Annotated in this window: 15 protein-coding genes; 7 read left to right on the forward strand and 8 right to left on the reverse strand. The window is 70.0% G+C overall.

All coding sequences use genetic code 11. From position 1 onward, the window contains the following. Positions 1-155 precede the first annotated feature (155 nt). Together AMK10_RS24845 and AMK10_RS24850 are read right to left on the reverse strand one after the other, a co-directional pair. Positions 156-2,339, reverse strand: coding sequence for an MMPL family transporter (locus AMK10_RS24845; protein WP_079180857.1), 2,184 nt, complete (start codon positions 2,337-2,339; stop codon positions 156-158). A gap of 5 nt (positions 2,340-2,344) precedes the next feature. Then, the gene (locus tag AMK10_RS24850; protein WP_073750099.1) at positions 2,345-2,557 is read right to left on the reverse strand and encodes a hypothetical protein; all 213 of its coding nucleotides are present in this window, start codon (positions 2,555-2,557) and stop codon (positions 2,345-2,347) included. A gap of 202 nt (positions 2,558-2,759) precedes the next feature. On the opposite strand from AMK10_RS24850, the gene AMK10_RS24855 reads away from it, so the two are divergent. Beyond that, entirely contained in the window at positions 2,760-3,935 is a 1,176-nt protein-coding gene (locus AMK10_RS24855) for a sensor histidine kinase (protein ID WP_073750100.1), read from the forward strand. Then, positions 3,910-4,581, forward strand: coding sequence for a response regulator (locus tag AMK10_RS24860; protein ID WP_073750101.1), 672 nt, complete (start codon positions 3,910-3,912; stop codon positions 4,579-4,581). Before AMK10_RS24855 ends, AMK10_RS24860 begins: the two co-directional genes overlap by 26 nt. Before the next feature lie 313 nt (positions 4,582-4,894). Here the strand turns inward: AMK10_RS24860 and AMK10_RS24865 are convergent, their stop codons facing one another. Further along, positions 4,895-6,139, reverse strand: coding sequence for an MFS transporter (locus tag AMK10_RS24865; RefSeq protein WP_073750102.1), 1,245 nt, complete (start codon positions 6,137-6,139; stop codon positions 4,895-4,897). Positions 6,140-6,278: 139 nt separating this feature from the next. Here AMK10_RS24865 and AMK10_RS24870 point away from each other — a divergent pair, with 139 nt between their 5' ends. Continuing rightward, the gene (locus tag AMK10_RS24870; protein ID WP_073750103.1) at positions 6,279-7,214 is read left to right on the forward strand and encodes a LysR family transcriptional regulator; all 936 of its coding nucleotides are present in this window, start codon (positions 6,279-6,281) and stop codon (positions 7,212-7,214) included. Between the two features lie 323 nt (positions 7,215-7,537). Here the strand turns inward: AMK10_RS24870 and AMK10_RS24875 are convergent, their stop codons facing one another. Beyond that, positions 7,538-9,139, reverse strand: a complete 1,602-nt coding sequence (locus tag AMK10_RS24875) for an MFS transporter (RefSeq protein WP_073750104.1) — start codon at positions 9,137-9,139, stop codon at positions 7,538-7,540. A gap of 908 nt (positions 9,140-10,047) precedes the next feature. Here AMK10_RS24875 and AMK10_RS38540 point away from each other — a divergent pair. Beyond that, on the forward strand, positions 10,048-12,873 hold the full coding sequence (locus tag AMK10_RS38540; protein WP_073750105.1) for an ATP-binding protein: 2,826 nt from the start codon (positions 10,048-10,050) through the stop codon (positions 12,871-12,873). An 842-nt stretch (positions 12,874-13,715) separates the two neighbouring features. On the opposite strand, the gene AMK10_RS24890 is transcribed toward AMK10_RS38540, so the two are convergent. Beyond that, the gene (locus tag AMK10_RS24890; protein WP_073750107.1) at positions 13,716-14,504 is read right to left on the reverse strand and encodes a thioesterase II family protein; all 789 of its coding nucleotides are present in this window, start codon (positions 14,502-14,504) and stop codon (positions 13,716-13,718) included. A gap of 366 nt (positions 14,505-14,870) precedes the next feature. Between AMK10_RS24890 and AMK10_RS24895 the strand changes: the two genes are divergently transcribed. Both AMK10_RS24895 and AMK10_RS24900 read left to right on the forward strand, forming a co-directional pair. After that, positions 14,871-16,109, forward strand: coding sequence for a beta-ketoacyl-[acyl-carrier-protein] synthase family protein (locus AMK10_RS24895; RefSeq protein WP_241839658.1), 1,239 nt, complete (start codon positions 14,871-14,873; stop codon positions 16,107-16,109). A 91-nt stretch (positions 16,110-16,200) separates the two neighbouring features. Next, complete coding sequence (locus AMK10_RS24900) at positions 16,201-17,148, forward strand: ACP S-malonyltransferase (RefSeq protein WP_073750109.1); 948 nt, start codon at positions 16,201-16,203, stop codon at positions 17,146-17,148. A 46-nt stretch (positions 17,149-17,194) separates the two neighbouring features. Here the strand turns inward: AMK10_RS24900 and AMK10_RS24905 are convergent, their stop codons facing one another. Beyond that, complete coding sequence (locus AMK10_RS24905) at positions 17,195-17,452, reverse strand: phosphopantetheine-binding protein (protein WP_198959773.1); 258 nt, start codon at positions 17,450-17,452, stop codon at positions 17,195-17,197. A 201-nt stretch (positions 17,453-17,653) separates the two neighbouring features. On the opposite strand from AMK10_RS24905, the gene AMK10_RS24910 reads away from it, so the two are divergent. After that, positions 17,654-19,240: an AMP-binding protein gene (locus AMK10_RS24910; protein ID WP_073750111.1), complete on the forward strand. Its 1,587-nt coding sequence runs from the start codon at positions 17,654-17,656 to the stop codon at positions 19,238-19,240. A gap of 79 nt (positions 19,241-19,319) precedes the next feature. Here AMK10_RS24910 and AMK10_RS24915 read toward each other — a convergent pair whose 3' ends face one another. Together AMK10_RS24915 and AMK10_RS24920 are read right to left on the reverse strand one after the other, a co-directional pair. After that, positions 19,320-20,234, reverse strand: a complete 915-nt coding sequence (locus tag AMK10_RS24915; protein ID WP_073750112.1) for a proline iminopeptidase-family hydrolase — start codon at positions 20,232-20,234, stop codon at positions 19,320-19,322. Between the two features lie 167 nt (positions 20,235-20,401). Further along, a partial coding sequence (locus tag AMK10_RS24920) for a KR domain-containing protein (RefSeq protein WP_241839659.1) occupies positions 20,402-22,113 on the reverse strand: 1,712 nt, incomplete at its 5' end.

Genomic DNA, 22,113 nt, shown 5'->3' on the forward strand with positions numbered 1-22,113 from the left:
CAGCCGTGGGGCCTGGTCAGCGGTTGAGGACGTGGCCTCGGCCACGCCCTGCTTCAGGTGGATTCGTGCGCGGGTCACGGCGTGCACCGTGACCCGCGCCGCCGGCTCCAGAGGTTGCGGAAGCCGGCAGTGATCCGAGCTGCGGCGAGGCGCGGTCAGTTCTGCTCAGGGCGCTCGATGGAGACCTTGGGCAGTTTTCGGGCCAGAGGAGCAGGGAGCCACCAGGCCCGTTCGCCGAGCATCTGCATCACGGCGGGGACGATCAGGCATCGGATGACGACGGCGTCGAGGAGGATGGCGACGGCCAGGCCGAGTCCGAACTGCTGGAGCATACGGTCGTCGCTGAGAACGAAGGCCCCGAAGACGAACATCATGATGGCCGCGGCGGCGGTGATGACCTTGCCGGTGGATGCGAGCCCTTCGCGTACGGACTTCGAGGGGTCCTTGGTGCGCGTCCATTCTTCGTGGATACGGGAGATGAGGAAGACCTCGTAGTCCATGGACAGCCCGAAGACGATCGCGAAGATCAGCGCTGGGATGAACGCTTCGACGGGACCCGGCTGTGCTCCGAACCAGCCGTGCTGGAACACCAGGGTGATCACGCCGAGGGCAGCGGAGATGGACAGCAGGTTCAGCACAGCGGCCTTGACGGGAATCCAGATGGACCGGAAGACCAGCAGGAGCAGCAGCGAGGAGAGGCCCACGACGACGGCGACGAACAGGGGCAGGCGGTCGGCGAGGGTTTCGGAGACGTCCTGGGAGGCGGCGGTGGCGCCGCCGACCAGCACATGGGCGCCGGTGGTGTGCTCCAGGGGCGGGACCACGTCGTCGCGCAGACGGTGGACGAGGTCTACGGTTTCCTCGGCCTGCGGCGAGGTCGTCGGGTAGACGATGACAGTGGACAGGGCGCCGTCCTCGGAGCGCATCGCAGGGCCGGCCTCTGCGACGCCGTCGGTGGTGGCGAGCTGGGCCTGGACGGTCTCTCCGGCTTGTTGATCTCCCTTGACCAGGACAATGAGCGGTCCGTTGAAGCCTGGGCCGAAGCCCTCGGCGAGCAGGTCGTAGGCGTGGCGTGACGTGGTCTCCTCGGGGTCGTTGCCGGAGTCGGCGAAGCCAAGGCGCATGCCCAGTGCCGGCGCGGACAGGGCCAGGAGTGCGATCACGCCGACCAGGAGGGTCGGGATCGGACGGCGCTGTACGGCGCGCGCCATGGCGCGCCAGCCGTTGCCCTCGGTCCTGCCCTTCCCGGTTGCCTTGGCCTGCTGCTTGAGGACATGGCGCTGGATCCGTGTGCCGGACAGTGCCAGCAGGGCGGGCAGCAGCACCAGGGAGGCGGCCATCGTGATCAGGACGGTGATCGCCACGGCGAGGGCGATGCCCTGAAGGGAGCCGAGTCCGAGGGCGACCAGGCCCAGCAGGGCGACGATGACGGTGCAGCCGGCGAAGAAGACCGTCCGGCCGGCGGAGTCGAGGGCTTTACGGGCGGCTTCCGAGGGCTCGGCTCCGGCCAGGAGTTCATGGCGGTAGCGGTAGAAGATCAGCAGGGCGTAGTCGACGCCGACGCCGAGGCCGACGAGCATCAGGATGGGCGGGGTGAAGTCCGCGACGGTGAAGACGTGCGAGGCCAGGGCGATCAGGCCGATGGAACCGCCCACGGCGAACAGGGCGGTGACCAGTGGCAGAGACGCCGCCAGCAGCGAGCCGAACAGCAGCACCAGGATGACCAGAGCCGCCACGATCCCGGCGAGTTCGGCAGTCGGCCCTGCCTTGTCCTCCGCGTTGCGCGCGGCCTCGCCGCCCACTTCGACCTGGAGGTGCTCGGTGGCAATGCTCTGCGCGGTATCGATGATCTTGGCGACGTCCTCCTTCGGGACATCCTCCGTCTTGCCGTCCAGCGTGACGGACGCGCGGGCGATCGTGCCGTCCTTCGACACGGCCGATGCGTCGGCGAAGGGGCTGCGCACGTCGGCGACCCCCGCCATCTGCTTCACCTCGGCCAGCATCGGCTCGATGCTGCCCTTGCCGCTCGTGATGCCGGCGGTGTCCTTGAAGACGATCTCGACGCTGTCGCCCGCCTGGTCACTGCCGTGTTCCTCGAACAGGTCGGTGGCCGCCTGGGAATCGGTGCCCGGCAGCGAGAAATCGTTCTGATACGCGGAGCCCGCAGCGGTGGAGCCCAGCGCGATGGCAGCCACCACGGCCACCCAGAGCACGATGGCGGCCCAACGATGACGCTGCGCCCAACCTGACAGGGCACCGAACCGTCCGACGGGCGCGGGCGAACCGCCCTGCGGCGCAGGCGGGGCCAGGGACGCGGCCGAGCCGCGGGGGGAAGACATGATGCCTACCTCGAATTCGAGCGAGTGTTGCCTAGGGTCATCACGCCCACGCATCCTCCGGCCAGAGCGGGCAGACCGAGCGTCAGCCCGGCGAACACACCACTGACCGTGATCGAGAACGTTCCGGCGACGGTGACCAGCAGGATTCCGACAGCGGCACCCACGAGTGCACCGACGAAGGCCGCGCTGATCCGAGAGGAACCGCGAGACGACGACATGCCTCGATCCTGCTCGGGGCCCCGGGGCGCGGGCGTCGGCCCACGGCTGACACCCGGCCTGCACCAGGAGCAGGAGCCGACGGCCGTGCCGTACACCAGCAGATGTACGGCACGGCCACCGCGTACCTCCCCAGCACGCAACCTCGACGCAAAGCCGGACATACAGTTCCGGTTCCCGTCGCGCCGCGGGCAGAATGAAGCAATGCCGCACCTCGACACAACGCGCCTCCGCCTGCCGACCGGGACAGGTGCCGATGTCGCGCTCGCCGGGGTCGTACTGGTGCTGGCTGGGGTGGCCGAGGGGCAGCGGCTGGGATCGAACTGGGACGCGGGCACCTCGGTGATCGGCTCCTGGCTGCTGGCAGTGGCGGTGTGTGCCGCACTGCCTCTGCGCCGCCGGTACCCGGTGGCGGTCGGCTGGCTCACGGTGATCGGCACGGGCGCCTACTACCTGCTGAGCACGGTCGACGGCCCACTCGTCCTGATCCCGATCGCCGCGCTGTACGCGCTGGCGGCCCGCGGACGGATCCGGGCAGCGGTCGCCATGGCGGCGGTGATGGTCATCGGCGTCGGGGCGGGTGTTCTGGCCGGCACCGGCGACGTGAACGGTACAGCGGTGTTCATGCTGACCGGCTGGCTCGTCGCGGTGGTGGCGCTGGGCACGATGCGCCACGGCCGGGTCGCCTACGCCGAGGAGGAGGCCAGGCTTCGCGCCACTCAGGAGCGGCTGCGCATCGCCCGTGAACTGCACGACGTCATCGGCCACAACATGTCGATGATCCACGTGCAGGCGTCCTCCGCACTCCACCGGATGCAGAAGGATCCCGCCCAGGCGCAGGAGGCGCTGACCGCCATCAAGCAGGGCAGCAAGGAGGGCCTGCAGGAACTACGAGCCACCCTCGGGGTCCTGCGCCAGGTCGACGAGGAGGCTCCCACCGCTCCGTCGCCGGGCCTGTCCAGGATCGATGAGCTGGTCTCCTCCGCTGCTCGCGCGGGTCTCGACGTGCGCGTCGAGGAGAGCGGCATCCCCTCACCGCTCCCGGCGGCGGTGGACCTCGCCGCCTATCGCATCGTCCAGGAATCGCTGACCAACGCCGCCAAGCACAGCGGCGCCCGACACGTCGCCGTCGAGATCCACCATGGCGAACGGGGACTGGGGCTCAGGGTCCAGGACGACGGCCACGGTGCGACCCGCTCCAGGCGCGAGGGCGGAAGCGGAATCACGGGCATGACGGAACGGGCTCGCGCACTGGGCGGAACCCTGAGCGCCGGGCCCGGCCGTGCGGGCGGCTTCATCGTCCGGGGCCAGCTACCGTTCCCGGACCATCACGAGCCGATCGACGGAGCAGTACATGATCAGGATCCTGCTGGCGGATGACCAGCGCCTCGTACGCGCAGGGATCCGCGGCATCCTCGACGACGAGGACGACCTGCACGTGGTCGCAGAGGCCGCCGACGGGGAGGCCGCTCTTGCCGCCTGCCGTGAACTGCGTCCCGATGTGGTGCTGATGGACATCCGTATGCCGGTCATGGACGGACTCGAAGCCGCTCGTCGCATCACCACCGACGAGGCACTGGCGGCGGTGAAGGTGGTCATGCTGACCACCTTCGACCTCGACGCGTACGTGTACGGGGCCCTGCGGGCCGGCGCCACGGGTTTCCTCGTCAAGGACACCGAACCGGCGGAACTCCTGCACGCGGTGCGCGTCGCCGTGCAAGGTGACGCACTCATCAGCCCTTCCATCACCCGCAGGCTCATCGCCGAATTCGCCAACCGTCCGGACAACCCTCAGGGGCCCGACCCACGCCTCGACGCGCTGACCAGCCGCGAACGGGAAGTCATGCGGCTGATCGCCGCCGGACGCACCAACGACGAGATCGCCGCGCAACTGGTGGTCTCGCCTCTGACCGCGAAGACCCACGTCAGCCGCATCATGGCCAAACTCGGCGCCCGCGACAGGTCGCAAGTCGTGGTCATGGCTTATGAGTACCGCATGGTCAGCCCCGGCTGGCTCACGGACTGATTCCCCGGGCAGCTGAAACCTCAGCCGTGTGACGCCGTCGTCACCCCCCCCGCCACCCGCTGCGGGTCGGCGGCGGGGGACCGACGACGCCTACCGCGCGCCGGTCAGGGGTCCGGTGAGACAGCGCTGCGGCATGGTCCCGATCGGCACACGGAGACCTCAGCGGCCGTCTGAGCACCCTCCGGCACCCGCGGTGCCGGAGCGACCTCGGGCAGGCCGACCGGGGCGGCGTTCCTGCGAGCCGCGGCCTGCCCACCCGGGACTCCTTCGTCCAGGAGGTCCGTATCCACTGAACGGTGACCTCCACAACGCCTCATGAATGGCCGCGGGACGGTTCCGGCTCGTGCTGTGACGTCGGGTCCTGCCGGGGAAGCAGGAGCGGGCCGGCCAGGATGAGCAGTCCCGCGACCGTGAGAGCGGTGCGTGGGCCGGTGACGTCGGCGAGCAGCCCGGCGAGCGCGGTGAGGACGGCGATGGACGCCTGCTGGCCGATCGACCAGGCCGTCAGGGTGCGGGCGACGAGATGCTCTGGGGTGTGTTCGAGCCGGTAGGTGGCGAGCACCGGGCTGTACAGGCTCATGTTGATGATGATCGCCAACTGGACGGCCATCACGGTGACGAGGCCGATGACGCCGGGACCGACGAAGGCCAGGCCGATCAGCCAGACGGCGCGCAGGGTGCCGACGGTCCGGAAGACCCGGTGCCGCCCGAAGCGGGCCACGACACGGCGGGCCAGCCGCGAGCCGATGAGCCCGCCGAGGCAGGGGACGGCGAAGGCGAGGCCGTACTGCCAGGGTGGGAAACCGAGTTGCCGGAGCAGGAGCACGGCCAGCAGCGGCTCGGTGGCCATGATCAGACCGGCGACGAGCATCTGGTTGAGATAGAGGGGCCGCAGACCGGGGTGACCCATGATGTGCCGCCAGCCCTCGAACAGCGCGCCCGCCCGGATCGGGCCCCTGCCGGTCGTTCGCGGTGCTGCTTCCTGGCCGCGGATCGCGGTGATGCCCAGCGCGGAGAGCAGGTAGCTGAGCGCGTCGGCCACCACGGTGGTGACCGGCCCGAACAGGCCGATCGCCGCCCCGCCCAGCGGTGGGCCCACCGCGATGGAGCTCCAGTTCGTGGACTCGAACCGTGCGTTGGCGCTGAGCAGGTCGTCCGGTGGGACGAGGGCCTTGAGGTAGGCGCCACTGGCCGCGTTGAACGCGATCCTGGCTGCGGCGACCACGGCCGAGACCACGAGCAGCTGGACGAGACCGAGCCGTCCGAAGGCGTAGGCGACCGGGATCGTCGCCATGGCCGCGAACCGGGCCAGGTCCATCATGATCATGACCGGGCGCTTGCGCCGGAACTCCACCCACGGCGCGAGGGGCACCGCGATCAGCGCACCCACCGCAGGCCCCACTGCGGACAGGGCGGACACCTCGGCGGGTCCGGCATGGAGCACCAGCACGGCGATCAGCGGCAACGCCCCGAACCCAAGCCCGGACCCGTACGCGCTCATCGCGTACGACGCCCAGAGCCAGCCGAACCGCCGGCCCAGCCGTCTCCTGCCCACCATGCTCAGCGCACTCCCTCGAGGTCACACCCGGACAAGCTGACGTTGACCGAAGAGAGGTAAGCGGGCAGGACAACCGCAGGTCAAACAACCGGCGCGCCAGCAATGCACAACCACTGGTTGTTCACTAAGGTGGGTCGGCGTGGATCTCGAAGCAGTACGCACCTTCGCCGCCGTCGCGGACGCGGGCCAGTTCCAGAAGGCCGCCGCCGACCTGTCGATCACCCAGCAGGCCGTCTCCAAACGCATCGCCACACTGGAGCGCGCCCTCGGCGTGCGGTTGTTCACCCGTGCGCCACGGGGCGTCGAGCTCACCATCGACGGGCAGGCGTTCCTGCCCCACGCACGCGAGCTGCTCCGCGTCGCCGAGCGTGCGGGCGCGTCCGTGCGCCCCGGCCGCCGTCCGCTGCGCGTCGACGTGATCGCCTCGCGCAGCGCGCAGTCGAGCCTGATGCGCGGCTTCCACCGTGCTCACCCCGAGATCGACCTCGGCGTGATGATGCTGCTCGACATCGAGACCGCGGTCACCGCCATCGGTTCCGGCGCGATCGACGCGTCCTTCCGCGCCGTCGCCGCGCCCGGCCGGCCGCTTCCCGAGGGCATCGAGTCCGTCCGGGTGCTCGACGAGCCGCTCGAGCTCCTCACCGGCCCCGCCCACGCGCTGGCGGACGCCCGGTCGGTGACCGTCGCCCAGCTCGCGGGGCACCGGATCTGGATGCCCGGCATCGCCCCCGGTACCGAATGGGGCGCCTACTACGACGACCTCGTCGCAGAGTTCGGCCTCACCATCGAGGTCACCGGCCCCAACTTCGGCTCGGACGCGCTCCTCGACACGATCGCCGACACCCCCGCCCTGGCCACCTTCATGGGCGAGCACAGCCGCCTCATCTGGCCCGACGGACACGGCCTGCGCCGCATTCCGGTGACCGACCCGACGCCCGTCTACCCGCACTCGCTCCTGTGGCACCGCGACAACCCCCACCCGGCGCTGGCCACCCTCCGCACCCACCTCGCCGCCACGACGGCCGGCCACGACGCCGTCGGGACCTGGGTGCCCGGCTGGGTGGTTCCGGACTGAGCGGCCCGGCGGTGGGCGCCGCCGGGAGCGAGGAGGTTGATCAACCGACAAGCACCACAGGGGAGTTCGCCTCACCGATTACCGAACTCGGTGTTCCTTTCCCGGATCAATGCAAACCCGACACCGTGCCAACTCGCTCCGGGTAAAGGCGAGACGGTCCATTCATCACCTCGGGACAATGACTGCTGACATTCGGTCGAATTGGCGATCACCGAACGACCGCCCCCAACGAGCGAGCCAATCACGCTTTGAATTGCGCCCATGAGAAAACGGCCGCTGTCCCACCCAGGGTGGGACAGCGGCCGTGACAGATACGCCTTGCCTCAGCTCTTCGTGCCCACGGGGTTCACGGCATCGGGAGCAGCGGCAGGCCCGTCCTGCTCGTCCCCGGCCCCGGAGGGTGCCGCCACGGCAGGTCCTGCGGCGCCTCTCAGCAGCAGCACGACCAGCAGGGAGGCGAGCAGCAGGACACCCGAGCCGGCCAGCGCCGCCGCGTTCAGGCCGTCGGTGAAGGACTCGCGCGCCGCGGTGAGCAGCGCGCCGCCCACGTCGTCCGGGAGTTCACCGGCCACCAGAACAGCCGCCGCGAGGGTCTCCCTCGCCGCGTCCAGCGCCTCGGCAGGCAGCCCGTCAGGCACCGAACCGTCCAGGCTGCTGCGGTACACCGCGCTGCCGAGTGTGCCGAGAGTGGCCAGACCCACCGCGCCGCCCAGCTCCTGGCCGGTCTGGAGCGTGGCGGAGGCGATGCCCGCCTTCTCCGGCGGAGCGGAGCCCACCACCATGCCGGTGAGCAGGGGCATCGTGGCGGCGACCCCGGCGGACAGCCCACCCGCGCCGACCAGCACCATCCACAGCGGGGAGTCCGCTCGGACCTGGGTGAGGAAGAGCAGACCGGCGGCGGTGAGGACGAACGCACCACCCACGATGTATGCGTGGTCCACACGCTGCGCCAGGCCCGTGGACACTCCGGTGGCGAGGAAGATGCCGACCGACGGAGTGAGGCTCCACAGAGAGGCCTCCAGCGCCGACATCCCCTGGACCGACTGCAGATACTGCGTGGTGAAGATCGCGAAGCCGATCATCACCCAGGAGGCGACCATCGCGAAGACCACTCCGCCACGGAAGGCGCGGGTCCGGAGCAGCGACAGGTCCAGCAGCGGTGCGGCGGCCGTGCGTTGGCGCAGGACGAAGAGGAGGGCGATGACCAGGCCGACCACGATCGCCACCACCGGCACGACCTCGAAGCCGTCCGCCCCGAGCTCCTTGATCCCGTAGATGATCGGGAGGATCGCGCCGAGCGACAGCACACAGCTGAGCGCGTCGAAGGGTCCCGGCTGCGGGTCCTTGAACTCCGGCAGCAGCCGGGGCGCCAGGAGCAGGAGCAGCACCATCACCGGAGCGTTGATGAGGAACACCGAGCCCCACCAGAAGAACTCCAGCATCACTCCGGAGAGCACGGGGCCGAGGGAGACACCGGAGATCAGGACGGCCGACCAGACGCCGAGGGCCTTCGCCCGCTGCGTCGCGTCGGTGAAGATGCTGCGGATCAGCGAGAGCGTGGACGGCAGCAGGCAGGCGCCGCCGACGCCGAGGAGGGCGCGGGCGCCGATCAGCATGCCCGCGCTGGAGGCGTAGGCGGCGATCAGCGAGGCACCACCGAAGAAGACCGTGCCGGTCATGAGCAGCTTGCGCCGGCCCATCCGGTCGCCGACCGACCCCATGGTGACGAGGAGTCCGGCCAGCACGAAGGCGTAGATGTCGAAGACCCACAGCAGCTGCGTACCGCTGGGCGACAGGTCGGCGCTGATCGCCGGCACGGCGAAGAAGAGGATGGAGATGTCCATCGACACCAGCAGCAGCGGCAGTGCCAGGACTGCGAGCGCCAGCCATTCTTTGCGTCCTGCGAGGGCAGGCTCGGTCGTCATCGGTTGTACCTTCCTGATGAAAACGGTATGGCGATCGTCTCGTCCGCACTCACGGCCCAACACCCCTAGGGCCCCCTAGGCGCACTGCAGGACGGCGTTCCCGGAATGCCTGGTCGTCGTACCCCCGAGTTCCCGTGCCGCCGCGCCGCAGGGCCTCTTCAAAGTGCCCGTACCTCGTATGCACCATTGCTGCGACATGCCCGGCGGCTTGAAACGAGCGAAAATTGGCTGGCAGTCGGCGTCCGATTCGAGCAATTCCGCCGCGAATCCAATTGCTTACACCCGGGTACTTTCGGCCAACGCCCGCGATTCGGCCAATTGCGTCTGGTCATGGCCGCACCGCGAGGGGCTGCCGCCCAGGGCCACGAGATGCCTGGGCCGGCGGGGTACGGACTGCTCGCGACGAGCGCGGCGGGGCGACGGGCGGGCGCGCCAAGGGCGTGCCCGAAGGTCCCGCGCACGCGCCCGCTTCACTCCTGACCTGGCGCGGCGGACCGTATACGTATCACGAGCCGCCCCCGGGCATCCGGTCGCGACGCCACCTCTGGGACCGCCCCGAGGACCAACCCTCCCCGGGCACGTCCACCCGGCTGATCACCGCAGGCCGCCGCCGAACCCAGCAGGACTCGGATATTCCGCGAGGGCGACACGACCCCTGCGCGGGGGATCCGATTGACCGGTGACCATCAAGCGTAATCCGGCCTTCACTTTGGCGTCGTACTGCAGCACTGAATGGGGTGCTATCGTCGGCCGCTGAGTGCCGGGGGGCCGTTACTCCATCCGACGGACAGTCCTTGTGCGCGCACCACAGAACCTCGTATGCGAACCATTTCAGTCAATGGTGTAAGCAATAGGCAGCAGCCCGAGGTGGTTTATCAGGGCTCGGGTGTGGAACGGGGGTACCACCGATGCTTCTTGAGTACGTCGACGCACTGCGCCATCTCGGCGATCAGCTCACGGACACCGCGGAGGGGAGGGGGCGTCTGCTCATCGTCAACGGCGGACTGACGAGTGGTAAGGCCGAACTCCTCCAGGAGTTCGCGGCGCGAGCGGACCGCGTGGGGGCGCTCTGTCTGACCGCGACCGCCGCGCGCGGGCTGCAGTCGCTCCAGGCCGATGTCGTCGACCAGTTGTTCCACTCGCGCGGGCTTCCCGCCGAGACGACCGAGCATGTCACTGCGCTGCTCAGCCCGGCCGTGGTCGCCGCTCCGCCCGGCAGCCCGGATCTGGAGTCCTTATCCGGATCCGGTGCACGAGCCGTGCGGGACACCTGCGCGGAGCTGCTGCAGCTGTCCCGGGAGCGCCCGTTGGTCATCGGCGTCGACGACGTGCAGTTCGCCGACGCGTTCTCCCTCCAGCTGTTGCTCTACCTCAGCCGTCGCATGGAGTCGGCGCGGATCATGATCGTGCTGAGCAAGTGGGACTGGGCCCAGCCCACCCTGCCGCGCTTCTACGCGGAGGTCACCCGGCTCCCGCACGGCCTGATCCGGCTGGTGCCGCTCTCCGAGCACGGCATCGCCGAACTGATCACGCAGCGCACCGGGGAGCAGCCCGACCCCGGACTGGTCGCGGCCTACTACGAGCTGACCGGCGGCAACCCCAAGCTGGTGGACGCGCTGCTGGAGGACCAGCGCACGGCGGGCGCCGGGTCCCACGGCCGTTCCGGACCGGCCGGTCCGGCGACGGTCGGGAGCCACTACCAGCAGGCGGTGCTGGCCTGTCTCTACCGCTGGAATCCCCAACTCCTGGAAGTCGCGGAAGCCTTGGCCGTACTCGGTGACGAAGGCTCCGCCGGTCCGCTGAGCCGGCTCAGCGGACTCAGCATGGACACCACGGAACAGGTGCTGCACACACTGGTCGCGGAGGCGCTGCTCACCACAGGACCGACGCCGGGGAACTACCGGTTCCGTCATCCGGCGATCGCCAAGACCCTGCTCAACAGCCTCTCCACCACCGAGCGCACCCGTCTGCACCTCCAGGCGGCCAAGCTCCTGCACCAGCAGGGCATCGGCGCCCGTCCGGTCGCCCGGCACCTCGCCGAGGCCGGCATCGTGGTGGAGGGCTGGGCCACGGGCGTCCTGCGGGCGGCGGCGGAACAGGCACTCGCCCACGACGACTCCTGCACCGCCGTGCGCTACCTGGAACTGGTGATGAACGCCTGTACTCCGGGCACCGAGCACGACACGCGGCTCGCCCTGGTCCACGCCTCCTGGCGGACCAGCCCGGCGGTCTCCGCCCTGCACCTGGATCTGCTTCCGGAGGGTCTCGACCTGGAGACGCTCAGCCGCCGGGACACAGCCACACTGGTCCGGCACGCACTGTGGCAGGGCGAGACCGAGACCGCCGCGCTGGGGCTGAAGGTGCTCGAAGCATCCGGTGGAGCCGTCGACGACAGCACGATCGCCTGCCTCAGACTGGCCGAACGCTGGGTCTACGGACCGGCGGTGGAGGAATGGCGCCGCCCCGCCACCAGACCCGAGCACAGCGCGGAGCCGACCGGCGGTGGGTCCTCCAGCTGTGCGCATGCCGTTTGGGATCTCGCCGCAGTGTCCACTCGCACCGGCGTTGACCACGCCGCCGCCAAAGCCCGCCGTGTGCTGGAGAACTGCGCACTCGACGACGTCTCACTGGAAACGGTCGTCGCGGCGATCCTCGCCCTGTTGCACGACGGCGAGACCGAATCGGCCGTGAGCTGGTGCGACATCCTCCGCGAGGAAGCCGCTCGCCGACTGGCCCCCACCTGGCTCGCCGTCCTGGAGTGCCTCCGCGCCGCGATCGCACTCCGGCAGGGCGATCTCGCTGCCGCGGCGAAGCTCGCCGCCACCGGCTACGAACGTCTTCCCGCCTCTGCCTGGGGCGTGTTCATCGGCTATCCGCTGAGCATCCTGATGATGGTCGACACGGCTCTCGACAACCACGACGCGGCGGCGCAGCACCTGCGTCAGGTGGTACCGGAGACCATGTTCACCACCGTGTGGGGGGCACACTATCTGCGGGCGCGCGGCCACCATTTCCTGGCCACCGACCGGGCGTTGTCCGCCATCAGCGACTTCCGGGCCGCCGGGGGCCTCTCCGAGCGCCTGGGTCTGGACTTCCCCGCGCTGTTCCCGTGGCGGGGCGACCTCGCCCTGGCCAACATGCGGCTCGGCCGCACGGTCCTCGCCCATCAGCTGGTCACCGAGGAGCTGGAACACCCCCGGCTGGACGTCCGAGCGAAGGGTGTAGCCCTGCGGCTGCTGGCGTCGTGCAGCGATCCGAGCCGGCGCCAGGGTCTGCTGGAACGCGCCATCGACCATCTGGAACGGTCCCAGGACCGCCTCGAGCTGTCACGTGCTCTCGCGGCGATGAGCCGTGTGCTGCAGCGGTCCGGGCAGAACGAACAGGCGCGTTCCACCGCCCGTCGGGCGTCGCAGGAAGCCCGGATCTGCCGTACCGGGGGCGAGGAGCCCGCCACGGAGCGGGAGAGTCCTGAGCCGGGTCCGACGGTGCCGGGCCCGAGGGCGGCGGCCTCGTCGGTCCACGAGCAGCTGAGCGAGGCAGAGGCCAGGGTGGCCACCCTGGCGGCGCGCGGCCTGACCAACCGGGAGATCAGCGGGCAGCTGTTCATCACGGTGAGCACGGTCGAGCAGCATCTGACCCGTATCTACCGCAAGCTCGGGGTGACCCGGAGGAGCAATCTGCCCACGCGCCTGGCCGACCGGCGCGGTGCGCTGGAGGGCCGGGCCCAGGGCTGACCCCGCCGGCGCATGTGTGCAACCTCAGGTCCCGTTCGCTGTGTGCGGACGGGGCCGGTGTCGTTTCGTGGGGCTGATGGTGACGCGGGTGACTGCCGGGTGGAAGCCGTACGGCCGGGCCGGCAGCACACCGCCCAGGCCCTCACGGTCAGGTCCCGTACGCACCGGGGGCGGCGCACCGGACGATTCCGTTCCGCCGTTGTCGTCCGTACGGGCCGCGGCGCATGCCGACGGATCGCTCACCACATGCCCGTGGTCAGCGATCCGTCAGAGCGAGAGCCGGGTGCGGTCACCCGGCCGGTGCGGGATTCTCAGGGGGAGGACTGGACACCGGGCAGCGGGCGCCCCTCGCCCTGTCGGATGGGAGACGGCGCCTGGTGCTCGACGCCACGGCCCGCCCCAGGCACCCAGAACCCGAAGCCGAGAGTCATCGGCAGGGTCGACAGCTCGGGGAGATCGTCGAACGCGGGCTCCGGCGCACGGGGTACGTGTGCCGCCGCGTCGTCGAAGAGTGGATGCGGCGCAGGCCGGGAAGCCCTCCCGGCGGCCGGGGTGGATCCGGCCGCGGTCCCGCCGCGCCCGGAAGTCCGGTGGGAGCGGCGCGCCGCGGCGGCGGTCGACAGGGACGCGGTTACGCGCGGGCCGGACTGAGTGTTCGGAATCCTTTTCTCGGCGCCCATGAGGGCCTCCAGAATCTCGGTGTCACGCTTCGGACCGTTGAGCTCGCCTTCCGGGCCCTCTCCGGACGCACGGAGGACGGCGCCGTACATCGTTCCGCCCCTCCGAGCCCTCTCCGGACGCACGGAGGACGACGCCGTACGTCGTTCTCCGCGTCCGTCCGCTCAGCGGAGCGGGGTCGCCGCGCCGTCCGAGGGCTTCACGTTGTCGGTGAACCCACCTATTTCCCGCAGGACTTCGGGGGCCTGGGCGACGATGTAGAAGTGGCCGCCGGGGTAGGTGCGGAGCCGGAACGAAGCATCGGTGTGACGCTCCCAGGCCTGTGCCTCCTCCGGCGTCACCTGCGGATCGTCCCCGCCGACGAGCACGGTGACCGGGCACTCCAGCGGTGGCCCCGGCCGGTGCTGGTAGGTCTCCACCGCACGGTAGTCGCTGCGCACCGCGGGAAGGATCATCCGCAGGACCTCCTCGTCCGCGAAGACCTGTTCGTCCGTGCCCTGCATGCGCTTCATCTCCGCGACGATGCCCTCGTCGTCGGCGGCGTGGACGTTCTCGTCGCGGTAGGTGGACGGCGCGCGACGGCCGGAGGCGAAAAGACCCGCCGCGGGTGCGCCGCGCTCCTGGAGCCGGGTGGCCACCTCGTAGGCGACCATGGCCCCCATGCTGTGGCCGAACAGGACGAGCGGCCTGTCGGCCCAGCCTCCCAGCAGTTCGTCCGTCACCACGTCCGCGAGCGCGTGGATGGAGTCCACCGGCGGTTCCGTGTAGCGGTCCTGACGGCCCGGGTACTGCACCGCGAGGACGTCCACGGCCGGGCTCAGGGCACGGGCGACCGGGAGGTAGAACGTGGCGGACCCACCGGCGTGCGGAAAGCAGACCAGTCGGACAGCAGCGTCCGGGGCCGGGTGGTACCGCCGGGCCCAGACAGTGGATTGCGCCGGTGCTGCGGTCATGGCAGTCGGATTTCCTCTCGGGCGTTGACCGTTGCGACGGAAGCCGCGCGCTGACGCCACGAGTATGCCCTCGGCCCTTTCGAAGTGGCCAGAATCGACCACCCCTCAACTCCCTTGACACCCCCCTATTCTCGCCTCGCGATAGGTGAGCGTGTAATGCCTTGGTAACACTGTTCTACAGGGCGGTTGCAAGGCCGTCGCGCTTCCGGAACTCCGGACGTGCACCATGCTCGCAGGCCGGGAGCCCCAGGCTCGTGGCCGGGCTTCAGGAATCGAAGGGTATGTGTGATGGGCCAGAGATGACACCGCCGCTGTCATGGAGAATTCCCACCCGTGCAATTGCATCGCACAATTCCCGGAGGACAAGTGAAAACCGAAGACCGCCATCCGCCGCCGCCCCGGCGCCGTGTCATGGTCACCGGAACCGGTGCGGTCACTCCGATGGGCGAAGGCGTGGCGGCCCTCCACAACCGGGTGGTGAACGGAGAGTCCGGGCTGACCGACGGTGAGGGCCACTGTCAGACGTTCGATCCGCACGCGGTGCTGAGCCGCAAGGGGATCCACACCACCGACCGCTTCAGCCAGCTCGCGCTGGTCGCCGCCGAGGAAGCGATCCGGCAGGCCGGCTGGTCCGACGGCCTGCCCCACACTCCGGAACGCGTCATGTGTGTCATCGGCTCCGTCGCCGGCGGGGTGCTGACCTTCGAGGAGCAGTTGACCACGATGCGGCGCAACGGCACCGATGCGGTCTCACGGCACGCCGTGCCGATGATGGCTCCTCATTCGGCCGCTGTCCAGATCGCCGTCCGCCACCGGCTGCGCGGTGAGACGTACTGTGTCACGGCAGGCTGCGCCTCCGGAGCACAGGCCATCGGCCTGGGCGTTCGGGCCATCCGCAGCGGCGCGGCGGACGCTGCGGTGGTGGGCGGCGCCGAGGCGCCGCTGACCAACTTCATGCGCGCCGCCTACCTGAACGCCGGAATCATGTCCCCCACCGGGATCTCCGTGCCGTTCGACGAGGAACGCGACGGCTTCCTGATGGGTGAGGGCGCGGGCGTGCTGGTCCTGGAGTCCGCGGAGAGCGCCGAACGGCGTGGCCGGCCCGTCCTGGGAGAGATTCTGGGATACGGCTCCAGCTGCGACGCGTTCCATGAACTCTCCCCCGCCGAGGACGGCGTGGCCGCCATGGACGCCGTCAGGCACGCCCTCGACGACGCGGGCGTCACCCCTGACGCGCTGAGCTACCTCAACGCGCACGCCACCGGCAGCGCGCGCGACGACCGACTGGAGATCGCCGCGATGCGCGGTGTGCTCGCCGGCGCCCTGGAGACCCTTCCGATGTCCTCCACCAAGTCCGCCACCGGCCATCTGATGGGAGCGGCAGGCGCGGTCGAGGCGATCGCCACGCTGATGGCGCTCAACGCGAGGGTGGCGCCGCCCACCGTGGGACTGCGGCGTCCCGACGCCTCGCTCGGCGCGCTGCGGCACGTCCTGGACGCCGTACCGCTCGGCGTCGCGCCGGGTCGGCGCCCCATCGGAATGTCCACGACATTCGGCTTCGGCGGGCACAACGCGGTTCTGGTACTCGAAGGGACGGCCGCCTGAACGGCGGAGGACACGGAAAAGGCCTCCCGTCCTGCGGCTTAGGGGCGGCTAGGGGTGCTGTGCCCTCGCCCGCACCGCCAACACTGTCGCCATGGACAAGGAGACTCGCACGGGCCATGCCGTGGTCTTCCCGGGGATGGGACCCACCCGGTTCGAGGACGTGGCCCGATTCATGGTGATCAACCCGCAGGCCCGGAAGCTGGTGGCCGCCGCCGGTGAACGGCTCGGCTACTCCCTCATCGACCGTTACCGCGACACGGAGGGCGACTACTCGGAATACGCCCAGGTCGCCTTCCTCGTCAACAGCCTGGCACTGGCCCAGTGGGCCGAGGCCGGCCTCGGTTGCGAACCCACGGTATGCGTGGGGCCGAGCTTCGGCAACAAGGCGGCCGCCGTCCACTCCGGGGCGCTCGACTTCGCCGACGGTGTGACGATGACCGCGCGCTTCGCCCGGGTGCTGGACGACTACTTCGCCACGGAACACCGCGAAGCGGTCACCCTGTCCTTCGCCCGGACCCCGCCCGAGACACTGCGCACCGTGCGCGACGAGCTGGATGCCATGGGCGAGTGGCACGACATCACCTGCCAGGTGGACGACGACTTCGCCATGCTGACCCTGTCGCGGTCCCGCCTGGAGTGGCTCCAGCTCCGGCTGCGCGCCCTGGGCGGGCTGCCGCTGTACGTGATGCACCCGCCCATGCACTCCCCGGCCTTCGACGGGCTGCGCAGACGCATCGAGGACGAGGCGCTGGCGGGGCTGGAGTTCAGGGATCCGCGACTGCCGGTGATCTCCGACCACGACGGAAAGCTCCTGACCACCGGGGCCGAGGTGCGCGAGCTCGTGCTCGACGGCTGCGTCCGCGCGGTCCACTGGCCGGACGCGCTGACAGCACTCCGCGACCGCGGTGTCGGCCGCCTGTTCATCGCCGGCCAGGACGCGCTGTTCGGACGTGTCTCCGTCGCCACCCGCAACTTCGAGGTCACGGCGGTCGATCCGCGGCTGGCACTGCGCCCGCAACGCCGCGGCGGGGCCCGCTGAGGCGAAGCCCCCGCGAACCCCGCCGCACACGCACGGCCGACTCCGGTCAGCCGTGCGTGACCTGCTTCAGCTCCGAAGTCCTGGCCCAGAGCACTCCGGGCGTCGCGAAGGTCTCCATGCTCAGTGCCTCGTCGACGAAGCGGACACCGTAGGAATTCTCCAGCGCGGCGAGCAGTTCCACGGTGCCCATGGAGTCCAGGCCGAGATCCCGCAGTCCGGCATCCTCCTCCAGCGGCTCGTCCGCCGAAAGGAACGGCAGATAGCTGCGGATGATTCCTTCGAATTCCTTGTCCCACGTACTCATGTGTTCGGGCCCCATTCCGGTTCCGGTGATAACGGCGAACCTGTCCAAGGGTGGTGACGCTAATCGCCCTGTGAGAACCCGAACAACCGCTACCAACCCCTGTCCCGCTTAACGCGTCCAGGGAAACCCCTGTCCCTGGGCCGGCAGCCGGGATCACGGTAATGCGCGGCCTGCGGGAAACGACCACCCACAGGAGGAAGTATGTCCGGCACCGACGAGCACGCGCTCCATCACCGATTTCTGCGCGGCCTGGAGATATCCCCTGACGGCACGGCCCTTCGGCTCGGCACCGCCTTCGCACTCAGCTACCGCGAGGCCCATGACCTCGCCCTCACATGGGCCGGCGCCCTGTGCGCCGACGGCACCCCGCCCCGCGCGGTCGGAGTCCTGGCCGGCAAGACCGTACCGGCGTACGTCGGACTGCTCGCCGGGCTCTACACGGGCGCCACCGTGGTGCCGCTCAACCCCGATTTCCCCACGGAACGCACCCGCCGGATGCTCGAACTCTCCGGGGTCGAGGCGATCGTCGTGGACGAGGAGGGCGCGGCAGCACTGTCCAGGCTCCACGGCCCGGGCGCTTCCCCGTCCCCCCGCACCGCAGTACTCGCGGCCTCGGCCGACGGCACCGTCCTCACCGGCGCCGATGCGGTGACGCCCTGGCGGCAGATCACCGTGGACCCCGCGGCGGCACTGAGCGCCCCGCGGACGGTCGCCGCCGACGACACGGCCTACATGCTCTTCACCTCCGGCTCGACCGGCAACCCCAAGGGGGTGCCCATCAGCCACGGCAGCACCCACCACTACTTCCAGCTGCTGGACGAGCGGTACGACTTCACGCCGCAGGACGTCTTCTCGCAGACCTTCGACCTCAACTTCGACTGTGCGATGTTCGATCTGTTCTGCGCCTGGGGCGCCGGGGCCACGGTCGCCACCATCCCCCCGCACAGCTACCGTCGGCTCCCCGACCACCTGCGCGAGGAGGGCGTCACGGTGTGGTTCTCCACGCCCAGCGCGATCTCCCTCGTCCGCCGCACGGGACAGCTGTCCCCGGACTCGCTGCCCACCCTGCGGTGGAGCTTCTTCGCGGGCGAGGCGCTGCACTGCAAGGACGCCGCCGACTGGCACGAGGCCGCCCCGGGCTCGCTTCTGGAGAACATCTACGGCCCCACCGAGCTGACGATCACCATCACGGGCCACCGCTGGGACCCGGTGGCCTCGGCCGAGCACGGGGTCAACGGCCTGGTGCCCATCGGCGCGGTCCATCCGGGACACGACCATCTGCTGCTCGCGGACGACGGGTCGCCCGCCGAGGACGAGGGCGAACTCTGCGTCACCGGACCACAGATGACCGTCGGTTATCTCGACCCAGCGGACGACGAGGGCCGCTTCCTGGAGCGCGACGGCCGCCGTTGGTACCGCACCGGAGACCGGGTACGCCGGTTGCCCGGCAGTGACGAACTGATCTACCTCGGACGGCTCGACTCACAGATCCAGCTCCAGGGCTGGCGCGTGGAGCTGGCCGAGGTCGACCACGCCGTACGCTCCTGCCCCGGGGTGGAGGACGCCCTCACGGTGGTGCAGCAGGTGGAGGGCGGCTCGGAGCTGGTGGTCTTCTACACCGGCACACGTACCTCTCCGGCGGTACTGGCACGGGTCCTGCGGGAGATCCTGCCGGCCGGAATGCTCCCGCGCCGGTACGAGCACCTCGGGGAGTTCCCCCTCAACTCCAACCGCAAGATCGACCGCAAGGCGCTCACCACACGCGCCACGGCACTGTTCGGCGCCTGACGGCACGACAGTCCGGAGTACGGGAAGGGGGGCCGCCGATCTGCGGCCCCCCTTCCCGTACTCCTCTGCCGGCCCGTCGTCAGCGCCCCTCGCGCAGGTAGCCGAGCATCACCTCGACGAACCGTTCGGGCTCCTCGAGGTGCGGCAGGTGGCTGGAGTCCTCGAAGATCTCCCACCGCGCCTGGGGGATCAGCTCCTCGTACGGCCGCACCGTGACGGGCGTCGCCTCGTCGTGGCGGCCGGAGAGCACGAGGGTCGGGACCTCGATGTCGGCGAGGCGGTCCTCCACGCCCCAGTCACGCAGGGTTCCGATGACGTGGAACTCGCTCGGCCCGTTCATCGTGAAGTAGACCGTGGGGTCGTTGTACACCTCGTAGAACGAGGCCTGGTAGTCCCGCGGCCACGGCTTGATCCGGCAGACGTGGCGGTCGTAGAACGGGCCCATGGCCTCGTAGTACTCGTTGGTCCCGGTGGTACCCGCCGCCTCGTGGCGCAGCAGCGTCTCGTTGACGCCGGGCGGCAGCTGGGCCCGCAGCACCTCCATCTCCTGGAGCCACAACGGGTAGGAGGCCGGCGCGTTGGCGATGACGAGCCCACGCAGCCCGGCGGGCTTGCGGGCAGCGTGCTCGGCCACCAGCAGTCCGCCCCAGGACTGGCCGAAGAGGACGTAGTTGTCGGCGATGCCCAGCGCGCCGAGCAGATTGTCCAGCTCCGCGAGAAAGAGGTCGACGGTCCAGAAGTCCGCTCCTCGGTCCGGCAGATGGGTGGAGCCGCCGTTGCCCAGCTGGTCGTAGTGGACGACGGGCCAGCCGTGGTCGGCGAACACCGCCATGTTCTGCAGGTAGTCATGGGTACTGCCCGGACCGCCGTGCACCACGACGATCGCGGGCTTGTCCGAGGTCACGTCCCCCGTGATGCGGTACCAGGTCCGGTACTCGCCGAACGGCACAGTGCCCTTGGTCACGGCCCGCTGGGACCCGGCGGCCACACTCATGTTCGATCACCTTTCGTCGGTCGCTCGGTCGAATTGCTCATGGATCGGTCGGGGAGAGCGAGCGAGGGAACAGTTCGGCTGCCGCACGCTCGCCTGCGGCCGGAGCGGCGCCCGGGCGCCGTGACCACGGTGGCTCCCGCGGTCACGGCGCTCAGGCCCGGAGTACGTCAGTCCAGCGTGCCGATCCAGTCCTCGATCGCCCGCGCGCAGTCCGCGGCGCCCTCTTCCAGCATGGTGAAGTGGTTCGCGCCCACTCCTCGTACCGTCTGGGTCGCGTTCCAGGGCGCGGCCTGCCAGGCGTCGCCCGGCCCGTCCGTGTCCGCACCGGGAAACGGCCTCGCACATTGCAGGAAGAGCACCGGGGCACGCAGCCCTTCCAGGGGGAACGAGCCGAGCATGGTGCTGTAGCGGCCCATGGAGGACAGCCGAGCACTGTCGAAGCCGTCGAACGTCTGCTCCATCTCCAGCATGGTCTCCAGCAGGCCGTCGAGCAGCGCGTTGGAGACGTCGGGCAGATAGGAGTCCATGAGGACGACGCCGGCAGGACGCAGGCCGCGCTCTTCGAGATGCATGGCGGCGGCGTGAGCGAGGATGCCACCCGCCGAGTAGCCGGCCAGCACGAACCGTTCGCCCCCCGCGGCCTCGAGGGCGGCCTCCGCCAGTACCTCGGCGGCGGCGTCGTTCGTGGCAGGCAGGCTGTCACCGCGCACGAAGCCGGGCAATGGAATGCCCGCCACCCCGCGCACGCCCTTGAAGTGGTTGGCGATGTGCGCGTGCTGATAGACCCCGCTGGTAGCCATGGGTGTACTCAGGCAGATCAGCCGCGTACGTCCGGCGGGCCCCTCCATCAGCCGGACAGGGACCGGGAGGGCCGGTATGTCAGAGGCCGAGGTGAAGGCGGGCCGCGTCTCCGCGACCGCGTTCAGCATGGTCATCGCCTTCTGGAGCGGGCCGTTCTGAATTGCCTCGCGGAACAGCTGGCTGAGAGTGTCCGCCGCCGCGCCGGACGGGCGTCCCGTGCCCGTCACCGCCTCCGGCGTACCGTCGGCGGACGCTGCGCCGGAGACCGGACCGGCCTCGGAGATCTCGTCCAGGAGGAAGCGGGCGAGCGCCGCAGCGCTCTTGTGGTCGAAGACCACCATCGACGGCAGCCGCAGCCCTGTCGCCTCGCTGAGCGCGGACCGCAGCTCCATGGCCATGAGTGAGTCGAAGCCCAGCTCCAGGAAGTCACGTTCGGGATCGAGGCCCCCGGCTTCCTGGTACCCGAGCAGGCCGGCGGCGAGTCCGGTCACCAGCTCCTGGAGCAGTTCGTGCTGCCCCTCCGCGTCCAGCACATCGAGCTTCCGGCGCAGGGCGCCAGGATCGGCCTTGCCCGCGGCGGAACGTCGCCGGGTCGGCGGGGCCAGGGCGTGAAGAAGCTCGGGGAGGTTGTCGGCGGTGCGTCGGAGGGTGGGCAGGTCGAGCTGGATCGGGACGAGAGCCGGATCATCCAGACCCATCGCCGTATCGAAAAGCTCCAGACCACGCTCGACCGACAACCCCTCGATACCGACCTGCCTCATCCGCCGCAGATCAGCCTCCGACAACTCACCCCCCATCCCATCCCCCGCAGACCACAACCCCCACGCCAGAGCCTTGCCCGCCAACCCCGAAGCACGACGATGAGCCGCAAGAGCATCCAGGAACGTATTCGCCGCCGCATAATTCGCCTGCCCCGCATTCCCCAGCACACCAGCAGCCGAAGAGAACAACACGAACGCCGACAGATCCATCCCCGCCGTCAACTCATGCAAATACCACGCCGCATCCACCTTCGGCGCGAACACCCCGTCCAAACGCTCCGGAGACATCGCACCGATCACCCCGTCATCCAGCACAC

This window comes from Streptomyces sp. CB02058 (genome assembly GCF_001905505.1).
Taxonomy (GTDB): Bacteria; Actinomycetota; Actinomycetes; order Streptomycetales; family Streptomycetaceae; genus Streptomyces.